This window comes from Armatimonadota bacterium, assembly GCA_016223145.1.
Classification (GTDB): domain Bacteria; phylum Armatimonadota; class Fimbriimonadia; order Fimbriimonadales; family Fimbriimonadaceae; genus Nitrosymbiomonas.
Genome location: JACRPN010000019.1, coordinates 6052 through 26120, shown reverse-complemented (window position 1 = coordinate 26120; position 20069 = coordinate 6052). Strand labels below are relative to the sequence as shown.

Genomic DNA, 20069 nt, shown 5'->3' with positions numbered 1-20069 from the left:
GTGGTACGTGGTCCGTGGGCCGTGAATTGAGGTGAGAAGAGTCTTCGCCCTTCGCCCTTCGCTCTTCGCCTCCTCGCCCCTCGCCAATGCCTTATCGCTCCCATTCCTTCCACAATGACCCCGTGCCGCCGTTCTATTACCACCCCCGGATGCTCGCCTACGACTTCGGGCCGCGCCATCCCTTGAATCCGGAGAGGCTCGTCCGAACAATCACGCTTATCGATCGGCTGAGCGACCTCCGACCCGCAGACCCTGGCTCGGGCAAGAAGGAAGACGCGCTGCGGGTTCATTCGGAGCCCTACGTCTCCGCGGTCGAGGAGATTGACCACGGTCTGTTCCCCGTCGGCGGCCAAATGGCAGAGTATGGCTTCGGGTCCCCCGACAACCCGCCCTTCCATGGCATGTATGAAGCTTCGCTGGCCTACCTTGCCGGCAGCATCGCCGCCGCCGAGTCGGTTCGCGACGGCGCGCCTTTGGCATTCTCATTGGCCGGGGGACTCCACCACGCCCAGCGCTCCAAGGCGAGCGGCTTCTGCATCTTCAACGACCCGGCGGCGGCGGTTCATGTCCTTCTTGAGCGCTTTGAGCGGGTCGCTTACGTGGACATAGACGTCCACCACGGCGACGGCGTCCAGTGGATTTGGTACGACAACCCGCGTGTGCTCACATGCAGCATCCACCAAGACGGCAGGACGATCTACCCCGGAACCGGCGGCGTCGAGGAGATCGGGTCGGAGTTCTCCAGCATCAACATCCCTCTTTCGCCAGGGACCACTGGCGACGTTTGGCTCTGGGCGTTCCGCCAGGGTGTGATGGCAGCTCTCACGCGCTTTGAGCCCGAGGCGGTCGTGCTCCAGATGGGGACCGATCCCCATTTCTTGGACCCTCTCGCGCGCATTCAGGTCACTGCTCAGGAGTGGCTCGAAGCCATCAAAGATGTGAAAACGCTGGGGGTCCCTATCGTTGCTGTCGGCGGCGGAGGCTACAACCTGCTGACTGTGCCGCGCATGTGGACTGCCGCCACGCTGACCCTCGCCGGAATTCCGTTCGAAGATGCCCTGCCCGCCGATCTGGCCGAAGCTTGGGGCACACCGACCTTCTTTGACTCGGTGCTGCCAGGGCCCACCGGACAAGGGCTGGAACAGGCGCAAGGGGTCATCCGGCGAATCAAAGAGATCGGCCTCATCTGATACTTCCGGAGCCCATCGGTGCGATCGGCAACGTCTTTGGGTTTGCCACGTAGTTCTATCTGAAACCATGGCTATTCCGCATCAAATGCAGAACCCCGACGGCCCGTCGCTTCCCAGCATCAAACGCCCAGGGTGCTTGCTGTGGATCGGAGCCGTTTTTCTTCTCTTTGTCTTCCTGAGCGCGTTGGCGCGCCCTTACACCGAATGGCTGTGGTTCGTCCACGACGGCCGCCACCCGGAGGTCTTCGCCACCGCTTACGCCACGCGTAGCTTCCTGTTCTCCGTCTCGTTTGTCTTCGCCACGGCGCTCTTCGCGCTTTGCTTCCTCAAGGCGCTGACGGTCGGACAGGTTTTCAGCCGGATTCCCCAGAGCATCGCCGAAGTCACACTGGTGCGCGCGCTCGACTGGATTCAAAAGCACGCCTCTGGCGCTGCGAAACTGGCCTCGGTTGTGCTTGGTCTTTTCTTTGCCATCGGCTTCTCGCGGGAGTGGAACACCTATCTGCTCTGGAAGAACGCGCAGCCGTTTGGGGTGAACGACCCCACTTTCGGGAGGGACCTCGGTTTCTTCGTTTTTGAGCTGCCGTGGCTCACGGCGCTGCTCCAGTTCGTCTCGAGCCTTTTTCTGTTGGCATCGCTGGTGACGCTCGGTATTTACTCGGGCCTGGGCGCGGTCGCCAAGCTGGGCAAGATTGAACTGAACGCCCAATCGATCCGGGGCCACATGTGCCTGCTCGTTGGGCTCACCTTTATCGCTTTCGGCGCGCTCGCCTGGGTCAAGCGCTACGAGTTTGGGCTGATGGACAGTCCGCAGTTCACCGGCGCAGGCTATGCCGCGATGCAGAAGCTCGCCGTCCAGGGGTGGCTTTCCATCCTCTCCATCGTCGTAGGAATCATCACGCTAGTCTCCTTCCGATCCCGCGGAGCTTACGGAACGCCTATCGCCGGCGCTTTGGCCATCGGCGCTGTTTACCTGCTGGCGATGGTCGCATGGCCGCTCTTCGTGCAGCGCATCACTGTCGAGCCGAACAAGCTGGACAAGGAATCGCCCTACGCCGCGAACAGCATCAAGATGACGCGTTGGGCGTTTGGCTTGGGCTCCATCGAGGTGCGGCCCACGGACGTCCAAGACTCCCCGTCGAGCGAGGAAGTCTCCGAGGCCTCCGCCACCCTCGCCTCGATGCGCCTTTGGGACCCCGAAATCCTGCGCCGAACCATCGAAGTGCTCCAGGGACTGCGCCCTTACTATGCCTTCAACGACGTGGACGTGGACCGCTACATGATCGACGGGAAGCCCACTCCGGTCATGCTGGCGCCGCGCGACATCCGCCGCGAAGGGCTGACCGCCACGGCGCGAACCTGGCTGAACACGACCCTGCAATACACCCACGGCTACGGCGTCGCGATGACGGCGGTGAATAGCTCCACAAGCAACGGGCGCCCGGTTTTCCTCATCAAGGACTTCCCTCCCAAGACCCCAAAAGATGTCCCGCTGACGCAGCCGCGCATCTACTTCTCGGACATCCGCGATGCATTCGGCAATCCCGCGGACGAGTACGTACTCGTCGACACCAAGGTCCAGGAGTTCGACTACCCCGTGGATACGGGCGACAAGACCAATCGGTGGACCGGCGGACGCGGCGTGCCGCTGAATTCCGGGCTTGCCAAATTGACGCTGGGAATGGTGCTTGGAGACGGCAACCTGCTCGTCTCGCCCAACGTCACGGAAGAATCGCGAGTGCTCTTCCATCGAAGCGTGCTCGATCGCTGCAACACCCTTTTCCCCTTCCTGCGCTTCGACGACGACCCCTATGTCGTGCTGCTGGATGGCAGGATTCTGTGGGTCATTGACGCCTACACCACAACCGACATGGTGCCGTATAGCGACTTTCCCGCCCTGGGAGGAAGGACGCTGAACTACATCCGCAACAGCGTGAAGGTCACCGTGGACGCCTACACCGGCGAGACGATCGCCTACGCGGTTCAACCCAACGAGCCGATTCTCAAGGCCTATCGAAAGATCTATCCGAAGCTGATCCAAGACGTCTCAGCGATGCCCAAAGGGCTTCGCGAGCACTGGCGCTATCCCGAGGACCTCTTCCGGCTTCAGGCCCAAACGCTCACGCAGTACCACGTCACCGATCCTGTCATCTTCCTCAACAACTCGGACGCATGGGAGCTTCCTGTCGAGACCAATCCTGACGGCAACAAGGAGACCATGAAGCCCTACTACGTGCAGATGCGCCTGCCCGACGAGGCGCGCGAGGGCTTCATGCTGATCCTTCCCTTCACGCCAAGGCAGAAGCCCAACATGAGCGGCTGGCTCGCGGCGCACTGTGATCCCGAAGACTACGGGAAGATGCTGCTCTACGAGTACCCAAAGGGAAGCAACATGCCAGGCCCGGCGCAGATGGAGTCGAATATCAGCCAGAACCCGGACGTGGCCAACATCAACATGCTCTGGAACAACGCGCAGAGCACCCTGGTGGCGGGCAACCTGTTGGTGGTACCCCTGGGAAAGAGCGTGCTCTACGTGAGACCGCTTTTCCAGCAAAGCCGCAGCAACCCGATTCCTGAGCTTAGGCGGGTGGTGCTGTCGCTAAGCAACCGGGTGGTGCTCGCCAACAGCTATGAGGAGGCGCTCCAGCAGCTTTTTGAAGGCGCTAGTCAGGTCGAAATCAAGCCGCCAGCTGCCTCATCGTCCGTGCCTCCGAGTCCGGGATCCGCACGCACAGACCTCAAGGGCTCGATCAAGGAAGCCGCGACGCTCCTCGATCAGGCCGATGCGGCTCTGCGCGCCGGGGACTTCGCCAAGTACGGCGAGCTTCAGCGCAAGGCGCGAGGACTTCTGAACTCGATGCTCAAGTAGGTTGCGGGCGAAAGGCGGGCTCCTAAATGGACTGCAGTGACTTGCCGCATTTCCCTTGAAGGACTTGTCCTCCGCTGCCGAACCGGCAAGTGCTCCGACAAGGCGGTTGAGCAATACGACGGCAAGTCGCCGCACGCCAAATTGCGCCCCTCCCACATGCAACAATAATGCAATAATAGAGAGGATGGCGAAGAGCACGATGACGGCTTGGGAGCGGATCGGGGTGTGCGCGGGCACGCTCTGCGCGGTCCACTGCGTGCTCACAGGCTTGGCGCTCGGACTTCTGTCTGTCGCGGGTCTCGGGTTTCTCAAAAGCCCTCTCGTCGAGTTCGCATTTATCGGGACTGCCGCCCTAACGGGGCTTTGGGCGATTCAGCACGGCGTCCGGCGGCACCACTCGTGGGTTCCTGCGATCGTCTTCGTAAGTGGATTGGCGCTGATCGTCGGCTCGCACTTCGTCTTTGAGTCCGGCTTTGGCACGACGGCGTTCGGCAGCGGGGTGGGCGTGGCCATGGCGATCACCGGCGGCCTGGCCGTTGGCGCCTTTCATTTCGTCAACCGCAGGATGCAGCACCGAGGGTGCAGTTGCGGGATGGAGAGGCGGTAGGCATTGGGCATTAGGCATTAGGGCATTAGGGCGTTAGGGCGTTGGGCGTTTGGCGAAGAGCCAAGGGCGAAGACGATATATCAACCTGGCAGCCCGAGCACCGCAGCACCTGAAAACCTGAGCGCCCCGCACCACAGCACCTAAACACCTGAAAACCTGAGCGCCCCGCACCCATACCCTGAGCCCTGGCCCTACGCCAGCGCCATCGGCATGATCACGCAGAAGTACCCATCGTCGTCCGCGGCTCGGAAGAGCGCGGCGCGCGAACTCTCCGTCATCTCTATCTTTGCGCCCACTCCGCCGCCCAACCGCAGTACCGGATCGATGGCCTCAAGCACGTACTTGCCGTTGAATGCGATCTCGACGTCACCGTTCTGGCCCACCATCGGCAACTCTTCCTTGGCGTCTCCGCGCTCTTCGCTGCGCGCGCTGATCACCACGGTGTCGCCCTCGCCCTTGAACTTAAGGCGGTTGGCGGCGTCGCGAGCCACGATGAGCGCGCGCTTGACTCGGTCGATGAGCTGGTCCGCCTCAACTTGCCAGACTCGCGTATGCTCGTTCGGCACGACCCGCTCCCAGTTGGGATACGCGCCGCTGAGAAGCTGAGCCACAACCTTGGCGCCACCGGCCTCCACGCCCACCCTGCCGTTGCCAAATCGGATCGTCAGGTTCGCGTCGTCCGCCACCGGCAGGCTTTTGATGGCCTTCAGGGCGCGCTCAGGAACAACCACCGTGATGTCGGATCCGATTCCCGACTGAGCCAGCTTGCGCACTGCCAAGCGATGCGTGTCGGTGGCGACCAGGGTCAACGTGGTGCCGTCATAGCTGATCTGAACACCGGTCAGAATCTGCCGGTGCTGGTCCGCCGAACAGGCGTAGATCACTGAATCGATCGCGCCGCGGAAGTCGCCCATCTTCATGGTGAGCTCGCCATCTCCGCCAAATTCGGGCGGCTCTGGGAAGTCCTCCGCGTCGATCGTGTGGACCCGGTACTCAGAAGCGCCGTGCTGAACGAGCATCCCAGAATGGTCGATCACAGCCATCTGAACGTCGCCATCAGGGAGGTTGTTGACGATGTCGCTAAACAGCTTCGCTTGAACACAAGTGGCCCCGGCTTCGTGAACCATGCACGCAAGATCGCGCTCGATCCACATTTCGCCGTCGCAGGCAAGCACGCGAATGCCTTCCGGTCCTCCTTCAAGCTTGAAGTTCTGGAGTATCTGTTGCGGCGTGTTCGGCCGAGACGCCGCGCTGGCGAGGTTCAGGGCGTCTGAGAGGTCTTTTCGAGGGCAATCGACTTTCAAAGGCATGGCTCCTATCCTGAGATCGGGAGCCCAAGCTGCAGGTGAGCGGGCTCCTGGATGGGGGATTCGATCTCGACTCCCCGGGTAAAGAGGTTCATCAATATGCGCTGACGAGATTCCTCGGTAAAGGCGGGCGCGGGCTGCTGGCGTAGGAGGTCCACGGTCGTACGCAGTGTGGACATGTCGTGGCTGAGCTTGGGGTCGCCGAAGGCGGCCCACTCCATCTCGTCCTCCAGCTCCTGGGGCAGCTCGCGGCCGGCATAGAGGTCGACCAGCTTGGAATACAGTTCGCTGTTCATTTCAATTTCTCCATCGAGCCCCCGAGCTTGTCGCGGAGGGCCCTGCGCCCCCGGTAGAGGCGCGATTTGAGGGCAGGCACGCTGATGGCCAGAACCTGGGCCGCTTCGCGCGCCGGCATGTCTTCAAGATCGCAGAGCATCAACGGCTCGCGGTATTCGGTTGGCAGGTCCGCCAACGCCTGTTGAACCGTGATTCTCAGCGTCGCCCTATCTTCCGACCCGGAATCCTGCGCATCGGTGGGCAGCTCGATCAGCTTGTGCTGCCTCAGCTTGTCGATGCAAAGATTCCGCGCAATCCGGAAGAGCCACGTGCGAAATGCGCCGTCTGCTCGGAGTTCGGCGGACCGGCGGAGAACCCTCAAGAAGGTCTCAGCCGTCGCGTCTTCAGCGTCCGTGCGATTCCCGAGCATCCGGAAGGTGTAACGGAAGATCCGTTCCCCGTACATCTCGTACAGGTTGCCAAGCGCGGCAGGATCGCCCGTTGCCAGTGCATTGAGCCACCTCCGTTCGGCTTGCGAATCTCGCAACGTTTCTTCAGGCATAGGAAAGACGCAGCGCCCCCTCAAATGGATGCGTGTCGCGCCAGTTTACAGGAATCCCGGGAGGTTTGCCGGCTGGAGTTTTCCCCAGCAAAGGAACTGGGCATAGTCGCCCAGACAAACCATGACGAACCTCTCAAGAACGGCTGATCCAAACCGTCCTGCTCAAGAAGAAAGACGCCATCCAGACTGCCCGGAGCGCATCGCAGAAGCTCCGCGGCCGGGCCCAATGGGCCGAGAGACCGATGGGAACGGCATATCCCTGGAACCCGTTGCTCTTTCAACGACAAGCCCTGGAGGAGCGCGAGTTCCAACGTTGAAATGCGCCCGATCTGACGCCGGCTTCCCTGGCCACACTGCCGAGATGCCTGCGCACCACCCGCTTCGCTTCCCGGCGGGTAACCGATCTCAGAGGCCGGTACACTGGCGGACCAGATGTCCAGCTCCTTCGGTACGCTTTTCCGAATTTCCACGTGGGGCGAATCCCACGGCGGAGGTGTGGGCGTCGTGGTGGACGGCTGCCCTCCCCGCGTGCCGATCAGCATCCAAGAAATCCAGTTCGAACTCGACCGCAGGCGGCCCGGCCAGAGCAAGATCGTCACCCAGCGCAAGGAGTCCGACACGGTCCAGGTCTTGAGCGGAATCCAAGACGGGCTAACCCTCGGCACCCCGATCTCCTTGCTCGTGATGAACGAGGACGCCCGCTCGCGCGACTATGAAGAGCTAAAGACCAAGTACCGCCCGAGCCACGCCGACTACACCTATGACGCCAAGTACGGCATCCGGGCTTGGTCGGGGGGCGGACGGGCATCGGCGCGTGAGACCGTCGGGCGGGTGGCCGCGGGGGCGATCGCCAAGAAGGTTTTGAAGCTGAAGTGGGGCGTCGAGGTGCTGGCGTGGGTGGAAAAGGTGTTCGACATCGAGGCGTTCGTGCCGTTCGACGAGGTCACTCTGGAGCAGATCGAGGCAACCCCCGTTCGATGTCCGGACCCTCAAAAGGCCCAGCAGATGATCGCGATGATTGAGGAGATTCGCAAGGACGGCAACTCGGTCGGAGGGGCGGTCCGGTGCATCGCCCGGGGCGTTCCTCCGGGTTGGGGAGAGCCGGTTTTCGACAAACTTCAAGCGGACCTCGCGAAAGCCGTGATGTCGCTCCCAGCGTGCAAGGGGTTTGAGGTCGGGAGTGGGTTCGCCGGAACCGACCTCACAGGCGCGGACCACAACGACCCCTTCGGCGCCACCGAAGGCGCTACTAAAGAGGAGCGACGCGTGTTCACCTCGTCCAACTACTCAGGAGGAATCCAGGGCGGGATCTCAAACGGCGAACTCATCACCATGCGCGCGGCGTTCAAACCGACGGCCACCATCCTCCGCGAGCAGGACACCGTGACCGTGGAGCACGAGAGCACCACCATTACGGGCCGCGGGAGGCACGACCCTTGCGTGCTCCCCCGCGCGGTTCCGATGGTTGAAGCCATGGTGGCGCTCGTCTTGGTGGATCATGCCTTGAGGCAGAAGGCGTTTCAGTAGTCGGTTTTCCTGGTTCACAAAGCGCTCAGCGGCCTAGGCGCCGGTGTCATATGGGTTTTGCCAGAGCCCGGCAAATCTACGTGAATCCCGGACTCTGGCAAGCGGCCATTCGTCCCGGGTCTCGCAAAGGCTGTGCTATAGTGAATCTCGAATCGTTCCTCAATCTTCGATTGCGGCGGTCATCTCAACATTCAAAGAGGAAGACAATGATTCGACGAGCGTTTACGCTGATCGAATTGCTGGTTGTGATCGCCATCATCGCGATCTTGGCGGCAATTCTGTTCCCGGTCTTTGCCCAGGCAAAAGCGAGTGCAAAGAAGACCTTGTGCCTGAGCAACAACAAGCAGATTGGCACGGCCCTGATGCTCTATGCCGGCGATTACGACGACGGCTTTCCCACCTGGGCCGAGTATTGGTACATGTATTACGTGGACTTCGCCAACCGCGGCTTCGACACCCCTGACCGCTACTGGGATGCCAAGCTCGTTCCATACGTGAAGATGGGCAACGACGTTGCCGTCTCGGCGGACATGAACCGCGGCGGCGTCTGGCAGTGCCCCGCCCGCGAGAGGATGGAAGATCGGTACAGGAGCATGGGCATCAACCAGGCCCTGATCTACGACTTCGACGGCAACAGCCCAATTTACTATCGCTATATGGTCGCGACGAATATCGCCTATCCCGCGAACACGGTGTTCACAGCGGACGGCGGTACGGACGGCCGCATCGCGCCGCCCCACTTCATGCAAGGCTACTACGAGAAGTGGGTCAGCCACGTCTACTACACGCGTGATGCTCCGTGGAGGCACGGAAACGGTGCGAATTACACCTACTGCGACGGCCACGCCAAGTTTGGAATGGGCAACAAGCTGTTCCCGCACCCGATGCCGGAAGGAACTTGGGGTCCGACGTCGCTCTCCCGGGGCCAATCTCGGTGCGCAACCGCCGCGTATTTCGCCCCTCTCGACCGCGAAAAGGAGTACCTTAGAGAGCGCGCATTGACTCTCTATGGCGTCGAGTGCAAAGAGAGGCCCTAGGCAGGCCACGTGCCGGCGGGAGCGTGACGTTGCCGCCGGCACGACCCTAAACAGGAGATCCCATGCGAAGCAAACGCATTTTCGTGGCGCTGCTGGCTGTGGCGCCTTTCGCCATTGGCGGGTGTTCCTCTGGCGCCTCCTCTGAGCCGGCAAAGCCCCCAACTCAAGAGCAGCTCGACCCAGGCGCCAAACTTGGCCCTCCGCCAACGACGCCGCCCGCTGCGGCAAAGGACGTTGACGGGCCGATCACAGGCCCTGAAACGGCCGGTCCTGGTCGGGAAATCATCGGCGAGGACGTCGGCAAGTAAGGCTCGGCCGGACACTCTTTTGAGCCCTCCCTCGGTAAACTGACCCCGTTCAAAAAAAGAACAGGAGGGCTCAAAAGATGAGCTTCAGCAAACAGACCGTCCGCGATATTGAACCTAACGGAAAGCGGATTCTGGTCCGATGCGACTTCAACGTTCCCTTGGACGGCAAGGAGATCACCGATGATCGCCGAATACGTGAAGCCGTCCCCACCATCAAGTACCTGCTCGACCACGGCGGCGCAGTGATCCTCGCCAGCCATCTCGGACGCCCCAAAGGCGTGACGCCCGATTTTTCGCTCGCCCCTGTCGCCCAGCGCCTCTCCGAGCTTCTCGGGATCGAAGTGCCCTTGGCGCCCGACTGCATCGGCCCGCGCGTAGCCGAAATGGCAGAAGCGCTCAGGCCCGGCCAATGCCTCTTGCTCGAAAACGTTCGGTTCTATCCGGAAGAGGAGGGCAACGACCCCGAGTTCGCCAAGAAGCTCGCTTCGATAGCTGACCTCTATGTGAACGACGCCTTCGGCACGGCGCACCGCGCCCATGCCAGCACCGAGGGTGTGGCCCACCTTCTCCGCGGCGTCGCCGGATTCCTGATGGAGAAGGAGATCGAGTATCTGGGCAACGCGGTCTCAAACCCCAAGCGGCCTTTCGTCGCCATTTTGGGAGGGGCTAAGGTCAAGGACAAAATCGCCGTGATCGACAACCTTCTGCCGAAGGTGGACAAGCTGCTGATCGGTGGAGGCATGGCGTTCACGTTCTTAAAGGCCAAGGGGTATGAAATCGGCAAATCGCTGCTCGATGAGTCAAACCTTGAGTTCGCCAAGAGGGTGCTCGCCGAGCACCCCGAAAAGCTCGAGCTTCCGACGGATATCGTGATCACGTCTGACTTGTCGGACACGTCGGATGCGTCTGACATCCGAACAGTAGCGGCCGATCGCATCCCTGCCGACATGATTGGCGCGGACATTGGCCCGGAGACCCAGGCACGCTACGAGGCCATCGCCAGGGGCGCCGGAACCGCCGTCTGGAACGGTCCAATGGGTGTTTTCGAGGTCAAGTGGTTCGCGCCGGGCACCGTTGCGGTCGCCCGCGGACTCGCCGAGTCGGGCGGCACGACCATCGTCGGCGGCGGCGATTCGGCGGCCGCCATCGAGAAGTTTGGCTTTGCCGATAAGGTCAGCCACGTCTCGACAGGTGGCGGCGCGAGCCTGGAGTTCCTGGAGGGCGTCGAGCTGCCAGGGATCGCAGCGCTCCAAGACAAGGTGGCCGTCGCGCCCTAGGGCGCAAAGGAGCATGGCGCTGACTTCAAAAGAGCGCATGCTGACGGCGTTGGCGATGGGCGCCCCCGACCGGGTGCCCATCACCATTCATCAATGGCAGCCGTACCACCTGAAGCAAACGATGGGTGGCATGGGCCAGCTTGAGGCCTTTCAGGCTGTGGGCCTCGATGCGAGCATTGAGACCTACTCGCACCTATCTCCGATTCCATCGTCAAACTGGTCCTACACGACGGTTCAGTCCGAACGGTCAGACCCGACCGACGAGTCAGATCCCCACGACGAACCTGAAACCCTCCACCAGGCCGAGACCCCCGACGGAACCCTCAGCTGGAAAACCGTCACCAACCCCACCACCACCTTCATCACCGAGCACCCGGTCAAGACCGAGCAGGACGCGGAGATCTTCCTCAAGCACTACCCTGGCAAGCGCTTTGATGCGGCGGCTGTGTCAAGGGTCTACGATGAAGCCGGCGACGCGGGAATCGTGCGCGGATTCATCACGATGTTCAACCAGTGCGGGCCCTGGCAGGACTTTTGTGAGCTGGTGGGCACTCAACAAGCCATTTTCTGGGCTCTCGATGACGCTGCGTTTGTGCACCACGTTCTTGACGGCTTGACCGCTCAGCGCGAACGCGAGATTCTTGGCCACATGGCGGGACTCAAGCTCGACCTCGTTGAGTGCGGCGGCGGCGCCGCCAGTGCGACGGTCATCAGCCCAGCGATGTTTCAGGAGTTCTGTGTCCCCTACGACCGGCGAATCAACGAGGCGCTTCGATCTGTCGGCCTAAAGTCGGTCTATCACACCTGCGGCGGCATGATGCCGATCCTGGACCTGATCCCTCTCAACGCCACGGACGCGAGCGAGACCCTCAGCCCGCCGGAAGTGGGCGGCGACATCACGCCGGAGCGCCGCGCGCAAGTGAAGTCGAGGCTGGGCGCCAGGCTCCCGATCATCGGCGGCGTAAACCAGGCCCTGCTCGAAAACGGCACACCGGCCCAGATCGAGGCCGACGTTACTGCTTGCTTCGAGGCTTTTGGGACGGGCGGGGGCTACATCTGCTCCGCCAGCGACCACTTTTTTGAGGCGCCGATCGAAAACCTGCGTGCGATGGTCCGCGCCGCGAACGAGTGCCGCTACTAACCTGGACCAAGCACCCAGCTCCATCCCAACAGCGGCCTGTCCCTTTGTTCCTCTGTCCCCCTGTCCCCCTGTCCCTCCCCTGTGCCCTGCTTCATAATTGCTGCCATGCACGCGTTCCTTTTCGCGCTCGTCCTGGCTCAGCCTGTCCCGGCCACTGCCCAGCACGTCACGTTCGACAAGTTCAAGCTGCCGAACGGCATGACCGTGATCCTTCAGCCGGACCATTCCCTTCCGATCGTGGCGGTGAACACCTGGTTTCGCGTCGGCAGCAAGGATGAGCCCGAGCGCAGAAGCGGCTTCGCCCATCTCTTTGAACACCTGATGTTCATGGGCACCAAGCGCGTGCCCAACGGAGCTTTCGATACGACGATGGAGGAGTACGGCGGCGCTAACAACGCCAGCACTTGGGAAGACATCACCAACTACTTCGATTGGGGTCCCGCTTCCCTATTGCCAGTCTTGCTCTGGCTGGAGGCCGACCGGCTGGAGGCGCTTGCGGACGAGATGACCCTTGAAAAGCTCAACTTGCAGCGCGAGGTGGTCAAGAACGAGCGCCGCGAAGGCGTCGACAACGCCCCCTACGGCCGGGCCTATGAGGCCATCAACGGCCTGATGTTCCCCAAGGGCCACCCCTATAGCACCAGCGTCATCGGCAGCATGGAGGACCTCAACGCCGCTACCGTCCAGGACGTCCAGGACTTCTTCCGAACCTATTACATCCCCAACAACGCCAGCCTGGTCGTCGTGGGCGATTTCGACCCCAAGGAGACCAAAGCTCGGATTCAGAGCCTCTTTGGGACGCTTCCTCGCAGGAGCGACATCGTCCGAAAGCCCGTTCCACCCGCTGCGCTCCAGGGAGTCCGCCGCGTGACCATGGTCGACAAGGTTTCGAGCTCCAAGACCATCTCGGTGTGGCACAGCCATCGATCCTTCACTCCGGCCGACATCGCCTTTCGATTGGGTGCGGGGGTGCTCGGCGATGGTGCGGGCAGTCGGCTTTATCAGGCCGTGGTGGTCAAGAAGCAGCTCGCCAGCGACGTCAGCGTGCGCCAAGAGTCGCGCGTCCTCGGTTCGCTCTTCACGGTAGACGCCACTGCCCGGGATGACGTTTCGCTTGACAAGCTTGAGAAGGCTATCGACGAAGAGATGATGCGCTTCCTCAAAAATGGCCCAACCCAGGCCGAGGTCGATCGCCAAAAGGCCAAATACCGGTTCCGCCTGGTGAACTCGATGCAGAGCTTCCTGCAGCGCGCCGATGCCATGAACCAGTACGAGTTCGTCTTTGGCAATCCAGACGGTTTCGCCAAGGAGCTGGCGATGGTGGACGGGGTTTCGCCGGCGAGCATGAAGGCCAACTTCAAGCTCTTGAACCTGGACAAGCGGCTCGTTCTCCGCGTCATTCCCGAACTCGAGACGCCAGAGCAGAACCCGCGCGACACGAGGCCGGAGATGGCGCCCACCAAGAGCTTTGCCTTCCCGATTCCAGCGACCTTTGACCTCCCCAACGGCAATAAGGTGTATTACTGGCAGAAGAAGGGAGTGCCCGTCACGACGGTGTCGTTACGGTTCTCGGGAGGCGCTGCCGCTGACGCTGCCGGCAAAGCGGGCCTAACCGGGCTCATGGCAGACATGCTCACCGAGGGCGCGGGAACCCGAGACTCCGAGGCGTTCGCCAACGCCCTCGATGCCATCGGCGCAAGCCTCGGAGCCAGCGCGGACCAGAAAGGACTCACCGCCAGCTTGACCGTCGGGACCGATAAGCTCGACGCCGGGCTTGCCCTCATGAGCGATGCGGTGCTCCGGCCGCGGTTCGCCAAGGGGGATTGGGAGCGGGTGAAGGCCGTCCATCTCCAGGGGCTCGACGAGGCTGACGACAACCCCACCGCCGTCGCCGGAAAGGTGGCCGCTCGAGAGTTCTTTGGGCCAAACCATCCCTATTCTCGCCCGACCTCAGGTTCGAAAGAGTCGGTTTCAACGCTCACCTTGGCCGACGTGAAGGCTGCGTATGGTTCCCGCATCAAGTCCGGTTCGGCCAACTGGTACGCCGCTGGAAACCTCTCTCCGGAGGCTTTCAAGAAGGCGCTCGCCAGTAGATTCGGAGGTTGGCAGACTCAGGGAATCCACAAGGCTGTCGAACTCGGCAATCCGGCCCCGCAAGCCTCCCGGTTGCTGATCGTCGATCGGCCCGGCGCGGTTCAGACGGCGATCACGGTCCTGCTTCCCAATGCGGCCTTTGCCTCCCCTGACCGCCCCGCGATGCAGGAGCTTGGCATCGTGCTGGGCGGGACGTTTACGTCGCGGCTCAACCGAAACCTTCGGGAGGACAAGGGCTACACCTATGGGATCGGGTTTCGGGCTATGTTTTCCAGCGACGTCAGCTATTCGCGGCTTGCGACGGCCGTGCGCGCCGACGTCACCGGGGCGAGCCTCAAGGAGATCCTGACGGAAATCGCCAAGATCCGCTCCGGAGACGTTGTGGAAGCCGAGGCGAACAAGGCGCGGTCGCAGTTCCAATATGACGCGGTGACCGACGCCGAGACCCTCCAGGGTCTGGTCAACGCGGGAATCGGCTACTTGGAAAACGGCATCCCCATGTCGGGTGTCGCGGCCGAGCTTGCCCGCTTTGGCAGGGTGGCCGTGGGGGACCTGAACCGCGTGGCCCGTGCGGCCGTGCCTTGGGAGAACGCGGTCATCGTTCTCGTGGGCGACCAGAAGGAGATCGTGAAGCAGATCGAGGGATTGGACCTGCCGAAGCCGGAAATCGTCAAACCGTAACGGGCAACACGGGCCTCGTGTACACGGGAGTCGTGTGGTATTATCCCATCATGAAACGAAATGTGACGATTTCCCTCGATGAGGTGACCCTAAGGCTGGCTCGCGAATACGCGGCCAGGCAGGGAAAGTCCTTCCAAGAGTTTGCCCGGGAGCTTTTTGAGCGCACCGTTCTGTCGAAGAGCCAACCCGATGAGGCATGGGAGTTCTTCAAGATCGCGGATCGACTGAACCTGTCGGTCGGAGACTGGAAGATGAGTCGCGATGAGCTGTATAAGGAAATGTTAGCTCCATCGACTCCAAAGGAGTCAAAGGATGCCGCATAAGGGCAAGTCGTTTATCGATACAAACATCCTCGTCTACGCTGCCGCAAAGACGAACGACCACCGGCATGGAGTCGCTGTAGAAGTCGTTTCTGACCTTCTCAATGCGAACGTGGGGGTCGTATCCACACAGGTGATGAAGGAGTTCTATTCGGTTGCTCTCGGTAAGCTTGCTCTGAGCAAGGCAGATGCCAAAAGCTTGACTTTGGCCCTGAAGCGTTTCGAGGTCGTGCCTTCGACAACTGAGACCATTGAACAAGCAATCGAACTCACGATGACCTACTCCATTTCTATCTGGGACGCGATGCTCGTTGCCGCTGCCAAGCAAGCTGAATGCGAACGCCTGATTTCCGAGGACCTGCAGCACGGTTCGACCATTTCTGGGGTCAAGATCGTGAATCCATTCGTGTAGCGCTTCGCTGGCGAAAGGTCGCGCATCGAGGGACGAACACTCACGCTCGTCACTTCTTCGCCAGCCCCATCACGATCTCCCACTCGCTTTCGGTGACCGGCGTGATCGAGAACATGAGTCCCTTTTTGGTGACCATCATGTCTTCGAGGCCGGGAGTCTCTTTGAGCTCAGGGAGCGTGATGCAGCGCTCAAACTTGCGCACGAATCTCACATCACGCACAAACCATCGAGGGTTTTCCGGAGTCGCCTCGGCGTCGAAGTACTTCGAAGTGGGGTCGAACTGGGTCGGGTCAGGATAGGCTTCTCCAACGATCTCCATCGTGCCGACGATGCCCATCGGTTTGGCATTGGAGTGGTAGAAAAAGGCCATGTCGCCAGGCTTCATCTGGTCCCTAAGGTACAGCCGAACCTGATAGTTGCGGCAACCCTCCCACATGCCCGTGCCCTCACGTGCTAGATCGTCGATCCCGTAGCAGTCCGGCTCGGACTTCATCAGCCAATACGCCATCCGGGAGATTGTACTTTGGGGCGGGCGCTTGGGGACGCGTGAGGATGAATGAGGGTGAATGAGGGTGAGTGAGGGTGAGTGAGGGTGAGTGAGGGGCGGACTCTCAGTCTGCCGACGTCAACTTACGCTTCCGCCCTGAGCTCGGTCACCGGTGCGCCGTTGCGTGCTCGCCCGCTTCCCTACAGTCCGTGCAGCCACATGACTGTGGCGTCGTCGTTGTTCGGATAGTAATGCCGACGGGTGGCGCAGGCCACATAGCCCAGCTTCTCATAGAGCTTGATCGCCGGATCGTTATGCGAGCGCACTTCCAGTGTGGAACAGGTGCAGCCCGCGTCTTTGCATCGGGCCAAGAGTTCGCCCATCAGCGCCTCTCCGATCCCTTGGCGCTGAGCGTTTGGAGACACGGCGACCGTCGTCACGTGCGCCTCGTCGATGACCGCCCAAGCCCCCGCAAAGCCAACCACGTCGGTGCCGGAGATCGCCACGAAGAAAACGCTGCTGGGGTTCGAAAGCTCGGACTTGAAGCTCACCTCCGACCAAGGCGCGGGGTTGGTCAACTGTTCGATGGCCAAGATGTCCGGGATGTGCCGGGCCTCAAGACTCTCAAACCTGATGGCGGCTTTGTTCTTGGTCGTGCTCATGGATGACTCCTGGCATTAGGGCATTAGGGCATTAGGGCATTGGGGCATTGGGGCATTGGGGCATTAGGGCATTGGGGCATTAGGGCATTAGGGGCACTGGGGCATTAGGGGCACTGGGGCAAAGGGCGAAGAGCGAAGGGTGAAGACGACGTTTCTGAAGACCAGATAGCTCAGCACCTGAAAACTTAACACCTAAACTCCTGACCACCTGAAAACCTGACCACCTGAAAACCTGAAAACCTGACCACCCGAAAACCCAACACCTGAACACCTGACCACCTGACCACCTGACCACCTGACCACCTAAACACCTAATGCTCTAATGCCTGCTGTCCACTACCCAATCTCTATCCCCCCAGATACGCTTCCCGCACCTTGTCGTTGGTCAAGAGGTTCTTGCCGGTGTCGGTCAGCACGATCGATCCTGTCTCCAGAACATAAGCCCTGTCGGCGACCTCAAGTGCGCGGTGGGCATTCTGCTCGACCAGCAGCACGGTCACGCCATCCTTGTTGATCGTCTGGACGATGTCGAAAATCTCCATCACCAGGTTTGGCGCCAGACCCAAACTGGGCTCATCGAGGAGCAGAATCTTGGGCCGAGACATCAGGGCCCTGCCGATCGCCAGCATCTGCTGCTCGCCGCCGCTGAGCGTGCCCGCGTTCTGGTTGATGCGCTCCTGAAGCCGGGGGAACCGCCCCAGCACCATGTCCATGTCCTCCTTGACGCCGGCGTCCTTGCGGGTGTAGGCGCCCAGCAAAAGGTTCTCGTGTACCGACATGTTGGTGAAAATCCGCCTGCCCTCGGGCGATTGGCTCAGTCCGCGCCGGACCACCTCGTGCGAAGGCAATGTGGTCAGCTCCTCCCCGTTCAGCGTGATCGAGCCCTCCCTGGGCTTAAGCAAGCCGCTGATCGTTCGCAGCAGGGTGCTTTTCCCCGCCCCGTTCGAGCCGATGATCGCCACGACCTCGCCCTCTTTCACCTCGACGTCCACCCCTTTCAGGGCGTGGATCGCGCCGTAATAGACCTGCAAACCGGAAATGCTGAGCATGGAGTCTTCGGGTTCTACCCGAAACCGGAGCCAACGTCAAAGGAGGAGGTTCCTCCTAATGACGCTCCGGGGAACCACCTCGCCCCTCGTGGGAGAGGTCGGTGCCTGCCCCGGTTCCATCGGGGAACGAAATGAACCGGGTGAGGGGGCCGGAGCGATGCTGCACAACCGCCAGCAATCAGGCCCCTTCGCTCCCAGGTATCTTTCCCAGGGAAATTCCTGGCGTGAGCAAGGGCGCTGGACGCGAGGAGGCAGGCTCAACCTGCCAATAATCCCTGTACCGGCACCTTCATGAAGCACCCCAAGTTCACCCATTCTTTCGAGGTCGAATCGGACCTCCCCGAGGTCCTTCGCCCGCTCAAGGAGCTCGCGTTCAACCTGCATTGGACCTGGAGCCACGCCACCCAGAGCCTCTTCCGCGAGATCGACAAGGCGCTCTGGCGAGAGGTTGGGCACAACCCGGTCGAGCTGCTTAACAAGCTCAACGCCGACAAGCTCGCCAGGCTCGCCAAGGACCCCGGATTTCTCGCCGATCTCAAGGTGTGCTCCGACGAACTGCAAGGCTACATGAGCGCCGAGACCTGGTTCGACAGGACGTTCCCGGGCCGGCGCCAAGACACCGTCATCGCCTATTTTTGCGCCGAGTTTGGGCTCTCGGAGTCCCTCCCCATCTACAGCGGGGGCCTCGGCGTGCTCGCCGGCGACCACCTGAAAGCCGCAAGCGACCTGGGACTTCCATTGGTCGGGGTGGGCCTGCTCTATTCCCGAGGCTATTTCCGCCAGGTACTCACCTTCGAAGGTTGGCAGCAGGAGGACTATCCGCTCAGCGACTTCTTCCACATGCCCTTGGAGCTGATCCGCGACGCCGACCAGCAGCCGATCCGCATCAAAGTTGAAAACGAGCATCTTGACCGGCCTATCGTCTGCCAGATCTGGAAGGCCCTTGTCGGCCGTGTGCCCCTCTATCTGCTGGACAGCAACGTGCTGGAAAACCAACCCGACGACCAGGGCATCACGGACACCCTCTATGGCGGCGACGACGAGATGCGCGTCCGTCAGGAAGCCATTCTGGGCGCAGGCGGTCTGCGGGCCCTGGAAGCCCTCGGCATCAAGCCGAGCGTCTGCCATATGAACGAGGGCCACTCGGCCTTCTTGACGCTCGAGCGCATCAGCTCCATCATGAGAGAGACTGGATGCGACTACCGCGTAGCCCGAAAGGCCGCGGCGGCCGGCAATGTCTTCACCACCCACACGCCGGTTCCCGCAGGCTTCGATGCTTTCAAACCAGAGCTCCTGAAGCGGCATGTCGCCAACCTGGTGGAGACCTGCAAGATCCCATACGACTACTTCCTTTCGATGGGAAAGAAGGACAAGGAAGCCGCCGAAGGCTCGGATTTCAAGTTCAACATGGCCGTGCTTGCGATGGAGAACTCCAACCATGTGAACGCCGTCTCCAAGCTGCATTCCGGCGTCGCCCGAAACATGTTCCACAGCCGATGGGAGGACTATCCCGAAGACGAAGTGCCCATCGACGCCATCACGAACGGCATCCACACGATGACCTGGCTGAGCCCGCGCATGGCGGAGCTGTTCGACACCTATCTTGGGTCGGCATGGCGCGAGGACCCCGCAAACGCCGAGCATTGGAAGGGTGTGTGGGATATCCCCGACCAGGAGCTCTGGGATGTCAGAAACAACCTGCGCGGCGACTTCGTGCGCTATGTCCGTCGACGCGTGCTGCGCGACATCGGCAAGCGCGGAGCGGTGCGCCCTGACGCGGGAGACGTGGACGGCATCCTCGATCCGCGCGTGCTCACGATCGGCTTTGCGCGGCGGTTTGCGACCTATAAACGGGCCACGCTCCTGCTGAAGGATCGGGACCGGTTGAGGTCCCTCATCCAGCAATCCGAACGGCCGATCCAATTCGTGTTCGCCGGCAAGAGCCACCCCCGAGACGACGAAGGCAAGAAGTTCATCCAGGAGCTGGTCCAGTTCATCAAGTCGGAGAACATGCTCACCAAGATGGTCTTCCTGGAGGACTACGACATGGGCGTTGGCCGGGCGATGACCCATGGCGTCGACGTCTGGCTCAACAACCCGCGAAGGCCCTATGAGGCGAGCGGCACCAGTGGCATGAAAGTCGTGCCGAATGGCGGCCTCAACTGCTCAGTGCTCGACGGCTGGTGGGATGAGGCCTACCACACGGGAGTCGGCTGGGCTATCGGCGATCGCCGAGACTACACCGACCCCGAGTACCAGGATT

The 20069-nt window shown here is 61.4% G+C and carries 18 protein-coding genes; 12 read left to right on the top strand and 6 right to left on the bottom strand.

Going from position 1 to position 20069, the window contains the following annotated elements:
• Nucleotides 1-122 precede the first annotated feature (122 nt).
• The 3 genes from HZC36_15040 to HZC36_15030 all read left to right on the top strand — a co-directional run bounded on the left by HZC36_15040 (nt 123) and on the right by HZC36_15030 (nt 4666).
• Nucleotides 123-1190 (top strand): acetoin utilization protein AcuC, encoded by a 1068-nt coding sequence (locus HZC36_15040; GenBank protein MBI5708297.1) that lies wholly within the window; start codon nt 123-125, stop codon nt 1188-1190.
• Between the two features lie 67 nt (nt 1191-1257).
• Nucleotides 1258-4059: a UPF0182 family protein gene (locus HZC36_15035; protein MBI5708296.1), complete on the top strand. Its 2802-nt coding sequence runs from the start codon at nt 1258-1260 to the stop codon at nt 4057-4059.
• Nucleotides 4060-4243: 184 nt separating this feature from the next.
• A complete protein-coding gene (locus HZC36_15030) occupies nt 4244-4666 on the top strand; it encodes a MerC domain-containing protein (GenBank protein ID MBI5708295.1) in 423 nt (140 codons plus the stop codon).
• Nucleotides 4667-4857: 191 nt separating this feature from the next.
• On the opposite strand, the gene dnaN is transcribed toward HZC36_15030, so the two are convergent.
• The 3 genes from dnaN to HZC36_15015 are packed head-to-tail and all read right to left on the bottom strand — an operon-like array spanning nt 4858 to nt 6811.
• Entirely contained in the window at nt 4858-5976 is a 1119-nt protein-coding gene (dnaN, locus tag HZC36_15025) for a DNA polymerase III subunit beta (GenBank protein ID MBI5708294.1), read from the bottom strand.
• 5 nt (nt 5977-5981) lie between these two features.
• Nucleotides 5982-6269: a hypothetical protein gene (locus tag HZC36_15020; GenBank protein MBI5708293.1), complete on the bottom strand. Its 288-nt coding sequence runs from the start codon at nt 6267-6269 to the stop codon at nt 5982-5984.
• The gene (locus tag HZC36_15015; protein ID MBI5708292.1) at nt 6266-6811 is read right to left on the bottom strand and encodes an RNA polymerase sigma factor; all 546 of its coding nucleotides are present in this window, start codon (nt 6809-6811) and stop codon (nt 6266-6268) included. The genes HZC36_15020 and HZC36_15015 overlap by 4 nt, the downstream gene beginning before the upstream one ends.
• A gap of 432 nt (nt 6812-7243) precedes the next feature.
• On the opposite strand from HZC36_15015, the gene aroC reads away from it, so the two are divergent.
• The 8 genes from aroC to HZC36_14975 all read left to right on the top strand — a co-directional run bounded on the left by aroC (nt 7244) and on the right by HZC36_14975 (nt 15608).
• Nucleotides 7244-8338, top strand: coding sequence for a chorismate synthase (aroC, locus tag HZC36_15010; GenBank protein ID MBI5708291.1), 1095 nt, complete (start codon nt 7244-7246; stop codon nt 8336-8338).
• A 206-nt stretch (nt 8339-8544) separates the two neighbouring features.
• A complete protein-coding gene (locus HZC36_15005; GenBank protein MBI5708290.1) occupies nt 8545-9375 on the top strand; it encodes a prepilin-type N-terminal cleavage/methylation domain-containing protein in 831 nt (276 codons plus the stop codon).
• Nucleotides 9376-9437: 62 nt separating this feature from the next.
• The gene (locus HZC36_15000) at nt 9438-9683 is read left to right on the top strand and encodes a hypothetical protein (protein ID MBI5708289.1); all 246 of its coding nucleotides are present in this window, start codon (nt 9438-9440) and stop codon (nt 9681-9683) included.
• Between the two features lie 77 nt (nt 9684-9760).
• Complete coding sequence (locus HZC36_14995; GenBank protein ID MBI5708288.1) at nt 9761-10960, top strand: phosphoglycerate kinase; 1200 nt, start codon at nt 9761-9763, stop codon at nt 10958-10960.
• Between the two features lie 13 nt (nt 10961-10973).
• Nucleotides 10974-12101 (top strand): hypothetical protein, encoded by a 1128-nt coding sequence (locus tag HZC36_14990; GenBank protein ID MBI5708287.1) that lies wholly within the window; start codon nt 10974-10976, stop codon nt 12099-12101.
• Nucleotides 12102-12206: 105 nt separating this feature from the next.
• Nucleotides 12207-14876 carry an insulinase family protein gene (locus HZC36_14985; protein MBI5708286.1) on the top strand — a complete coding sequence of 890 codons (2670 nt, stop codon included), beginning with the start codon at nt 12207-12209 and terminating at the stop codon, nt 14874-14876.
• 50 nt (nt 14877-14926) lie between these two features.
• Complete coding sequence (locus HZC36_14980; GenBank protein ID MBI5708285.1) at nt 14927-15199, top strand: hypothetical protein; 273 nt, start codon at nt 14927-14929, stop codon at nt 15197-15199.
• On the top strand, nt 15189-15608 hold the full coding sequence (locus HZC36_14975; GenBank protein MBI5708284.1) for a PIN domain-containing protein: 420 nt from the start codon (nt 15189-15191) through the stop codon (nt 15606-15608). The genes HZC36_14980 and HZC36_14975 overlap by 11 nt, the downstream gene beginning before the upstream one ends.
• 49 nt (nt 15609-15657) lie before the next feature.
• Here the strand turns inward: HZC36_14975 and HZC36_14970 are convergent, their stop codons facing one another.
• The 3 genes from HZC36_14970 to HZC36_14960 all read right to left on the bottom strand — a co-directional run bounded on the left by HZC36_14970 (nt 15658) and on the right by HZC36_14960 (nt 17806).
• Nucleotides 15658-16116 carry an EVE domain-containing protein gene (locus tag HZC36_14970; GenBank protein MBI5708283.1) on the bottom strand — a complete coding sequence of 153 codons (459 nt, stop codon included), beginning with the start codon at nt 16114-16116 and terminating at the stop codon, nt 15658-15660.
• Nucleotides 16117-16295: 179 nt separating this feature from the next.
• Nucleotides 16296-16757 (bottom strand): ribosomal protein S18-alanine N-acetyltransferase, encoded by a 462-nt coding sequence (gene rimI / locus HZC36_14965; protein MBI5708282.1) that lies wholly within the window; start codon nt 16755-16757, stop codon nt 16296-16298.
• Between the two features lie 347 nt (nt 16758-17104).
• The gene (locus HZC36_14960) at nt 17105-17806 is read right to left on the bottom strand and encodes an ABC transporter ATP-binding protein (protein MBI5708281.1); all 702 of its coding nucleotides are present in this window, start codon (nt 17804-17806) and stop codon (nt 17105-17107) included.
• A gap of 291 nt (nt 17807-18097) precedes the next feature.
• On the opposite strand from HZC36_14960, the gene glgP reads away from it, so the two are divergent.
• Nucleotides 18098-20069 (top strand): alpha-glucan family phosphorylase (gene glgP / locus HZC36_14955; GenBank protein ID MBI5708280.1); only part of this gene is annotated, 1972 nt, incomplete at its 3' end.

Coding starts and splice junctions, on each gene's coding strand:
- rimI (MBI5708282.1), bottom strand. CDS start 16,757: ATGAGCACGACCAAGAACAAAGCCGCCATCAGGTTTGAGAGTCTTGAG.
- HZC36_14975 (MBI5708284.1), top strand. CDS start 15,189: ATGCCGCATAAGGGCAAGTCGTTTATCGATACAAACATCCTCGTCTAC.
- HZC36_15035 (MBI5708296.1), top strand. CDS start 1,258: ATGGCTATTCCGCATCAAATGCAGAACCCCGACGGCCCGTCGCTTCCC.
- HZC36_14980 (MBI5708285.1), top strand. CDS start 14,927: ATGAAACGAAATGTGACGATTTCCCTCGATGAGGTGACCCTAAGGCTG.
- HZC36_15015 (MBI5708292.1), bottom strand. CDS start 6,811: ATGCCTGAAGAAACGTTGCGAGATTCGCAAGCCGAACGGAGGTGGCTC.
- HZC36_14960 (MBI5708281.1), bottom strand. CDS start 17,806: ATGCTCAGCATTTCCGGTTTGCAGGTCTATTACGGCGCGATCCACGCC.
- HZC36_14990 (MBI5708287.1), top strand. CDS start 10,974: ATGGCGCTGACTTCAAAAGAGCGCATGCTGACGGCGTTGGCGATGGGC.
- HZC36_14985 (MBI5708286.1), top strand. CDS start 12,207: ATGCACGCGTTCCTTTTCGCGCTCGTCCTGGCTCAGCCTGTCCCGGCC.
- HZC36_14995 (MBI5708288.1), top strand. CDS start 9,761: ATGAGCTTCAGCAAACAGACCGTCCGCGATATTGAACCTAACGGAAAG.
- HZC36_15000 (MBI5708289.1), top strand. CDS start 9,438: ATGCGAAGCAAACGCATTTTCGTGGCGCTGCTGGCTGTGGCGCCTTTC.
- dnaN (MBI5708294.1), bottom strand. CDS start 5,976: ATGCCTTTGAAAGTCGATTGCCCTCGAAAAGACCTCTCAGACGCCCTG.
- HZC36_15005 (MBI5708290.1), top strand. CDS start 8,545: ATGATTCGACGAGCGTTTACGCTGATCGAATTGCTGGTTGTGATCGCC.
- HZC36_14970 (MBI5708283.1), bottom strand. CDS start 16,116: ATGGCGTATTGGCTGATGAAGTCCGAGCCGGACTGCTACGGGATCGAC.
- HZC36_15030 (MBI5708295.1), top strand. CDS start 4,244: ATGGCGAAGAGCACGATGACGGCTTGGGAGCGGATCGGGGTGTGCGCG.
- aroC (MBI5708291.1), top strand. CDS start 7,244: ATGTCCAGCTCCTTCGGTACGCTTTTCCGAATTTCCACGTGGGGCGAA.
- HZC36_15020 (MBI5708293.1), bottom strand. CDS start 6,269: ATGAACAGCGAACTGTATTCCAAGCTGGTCGACCTCTATGCCGGCCGC.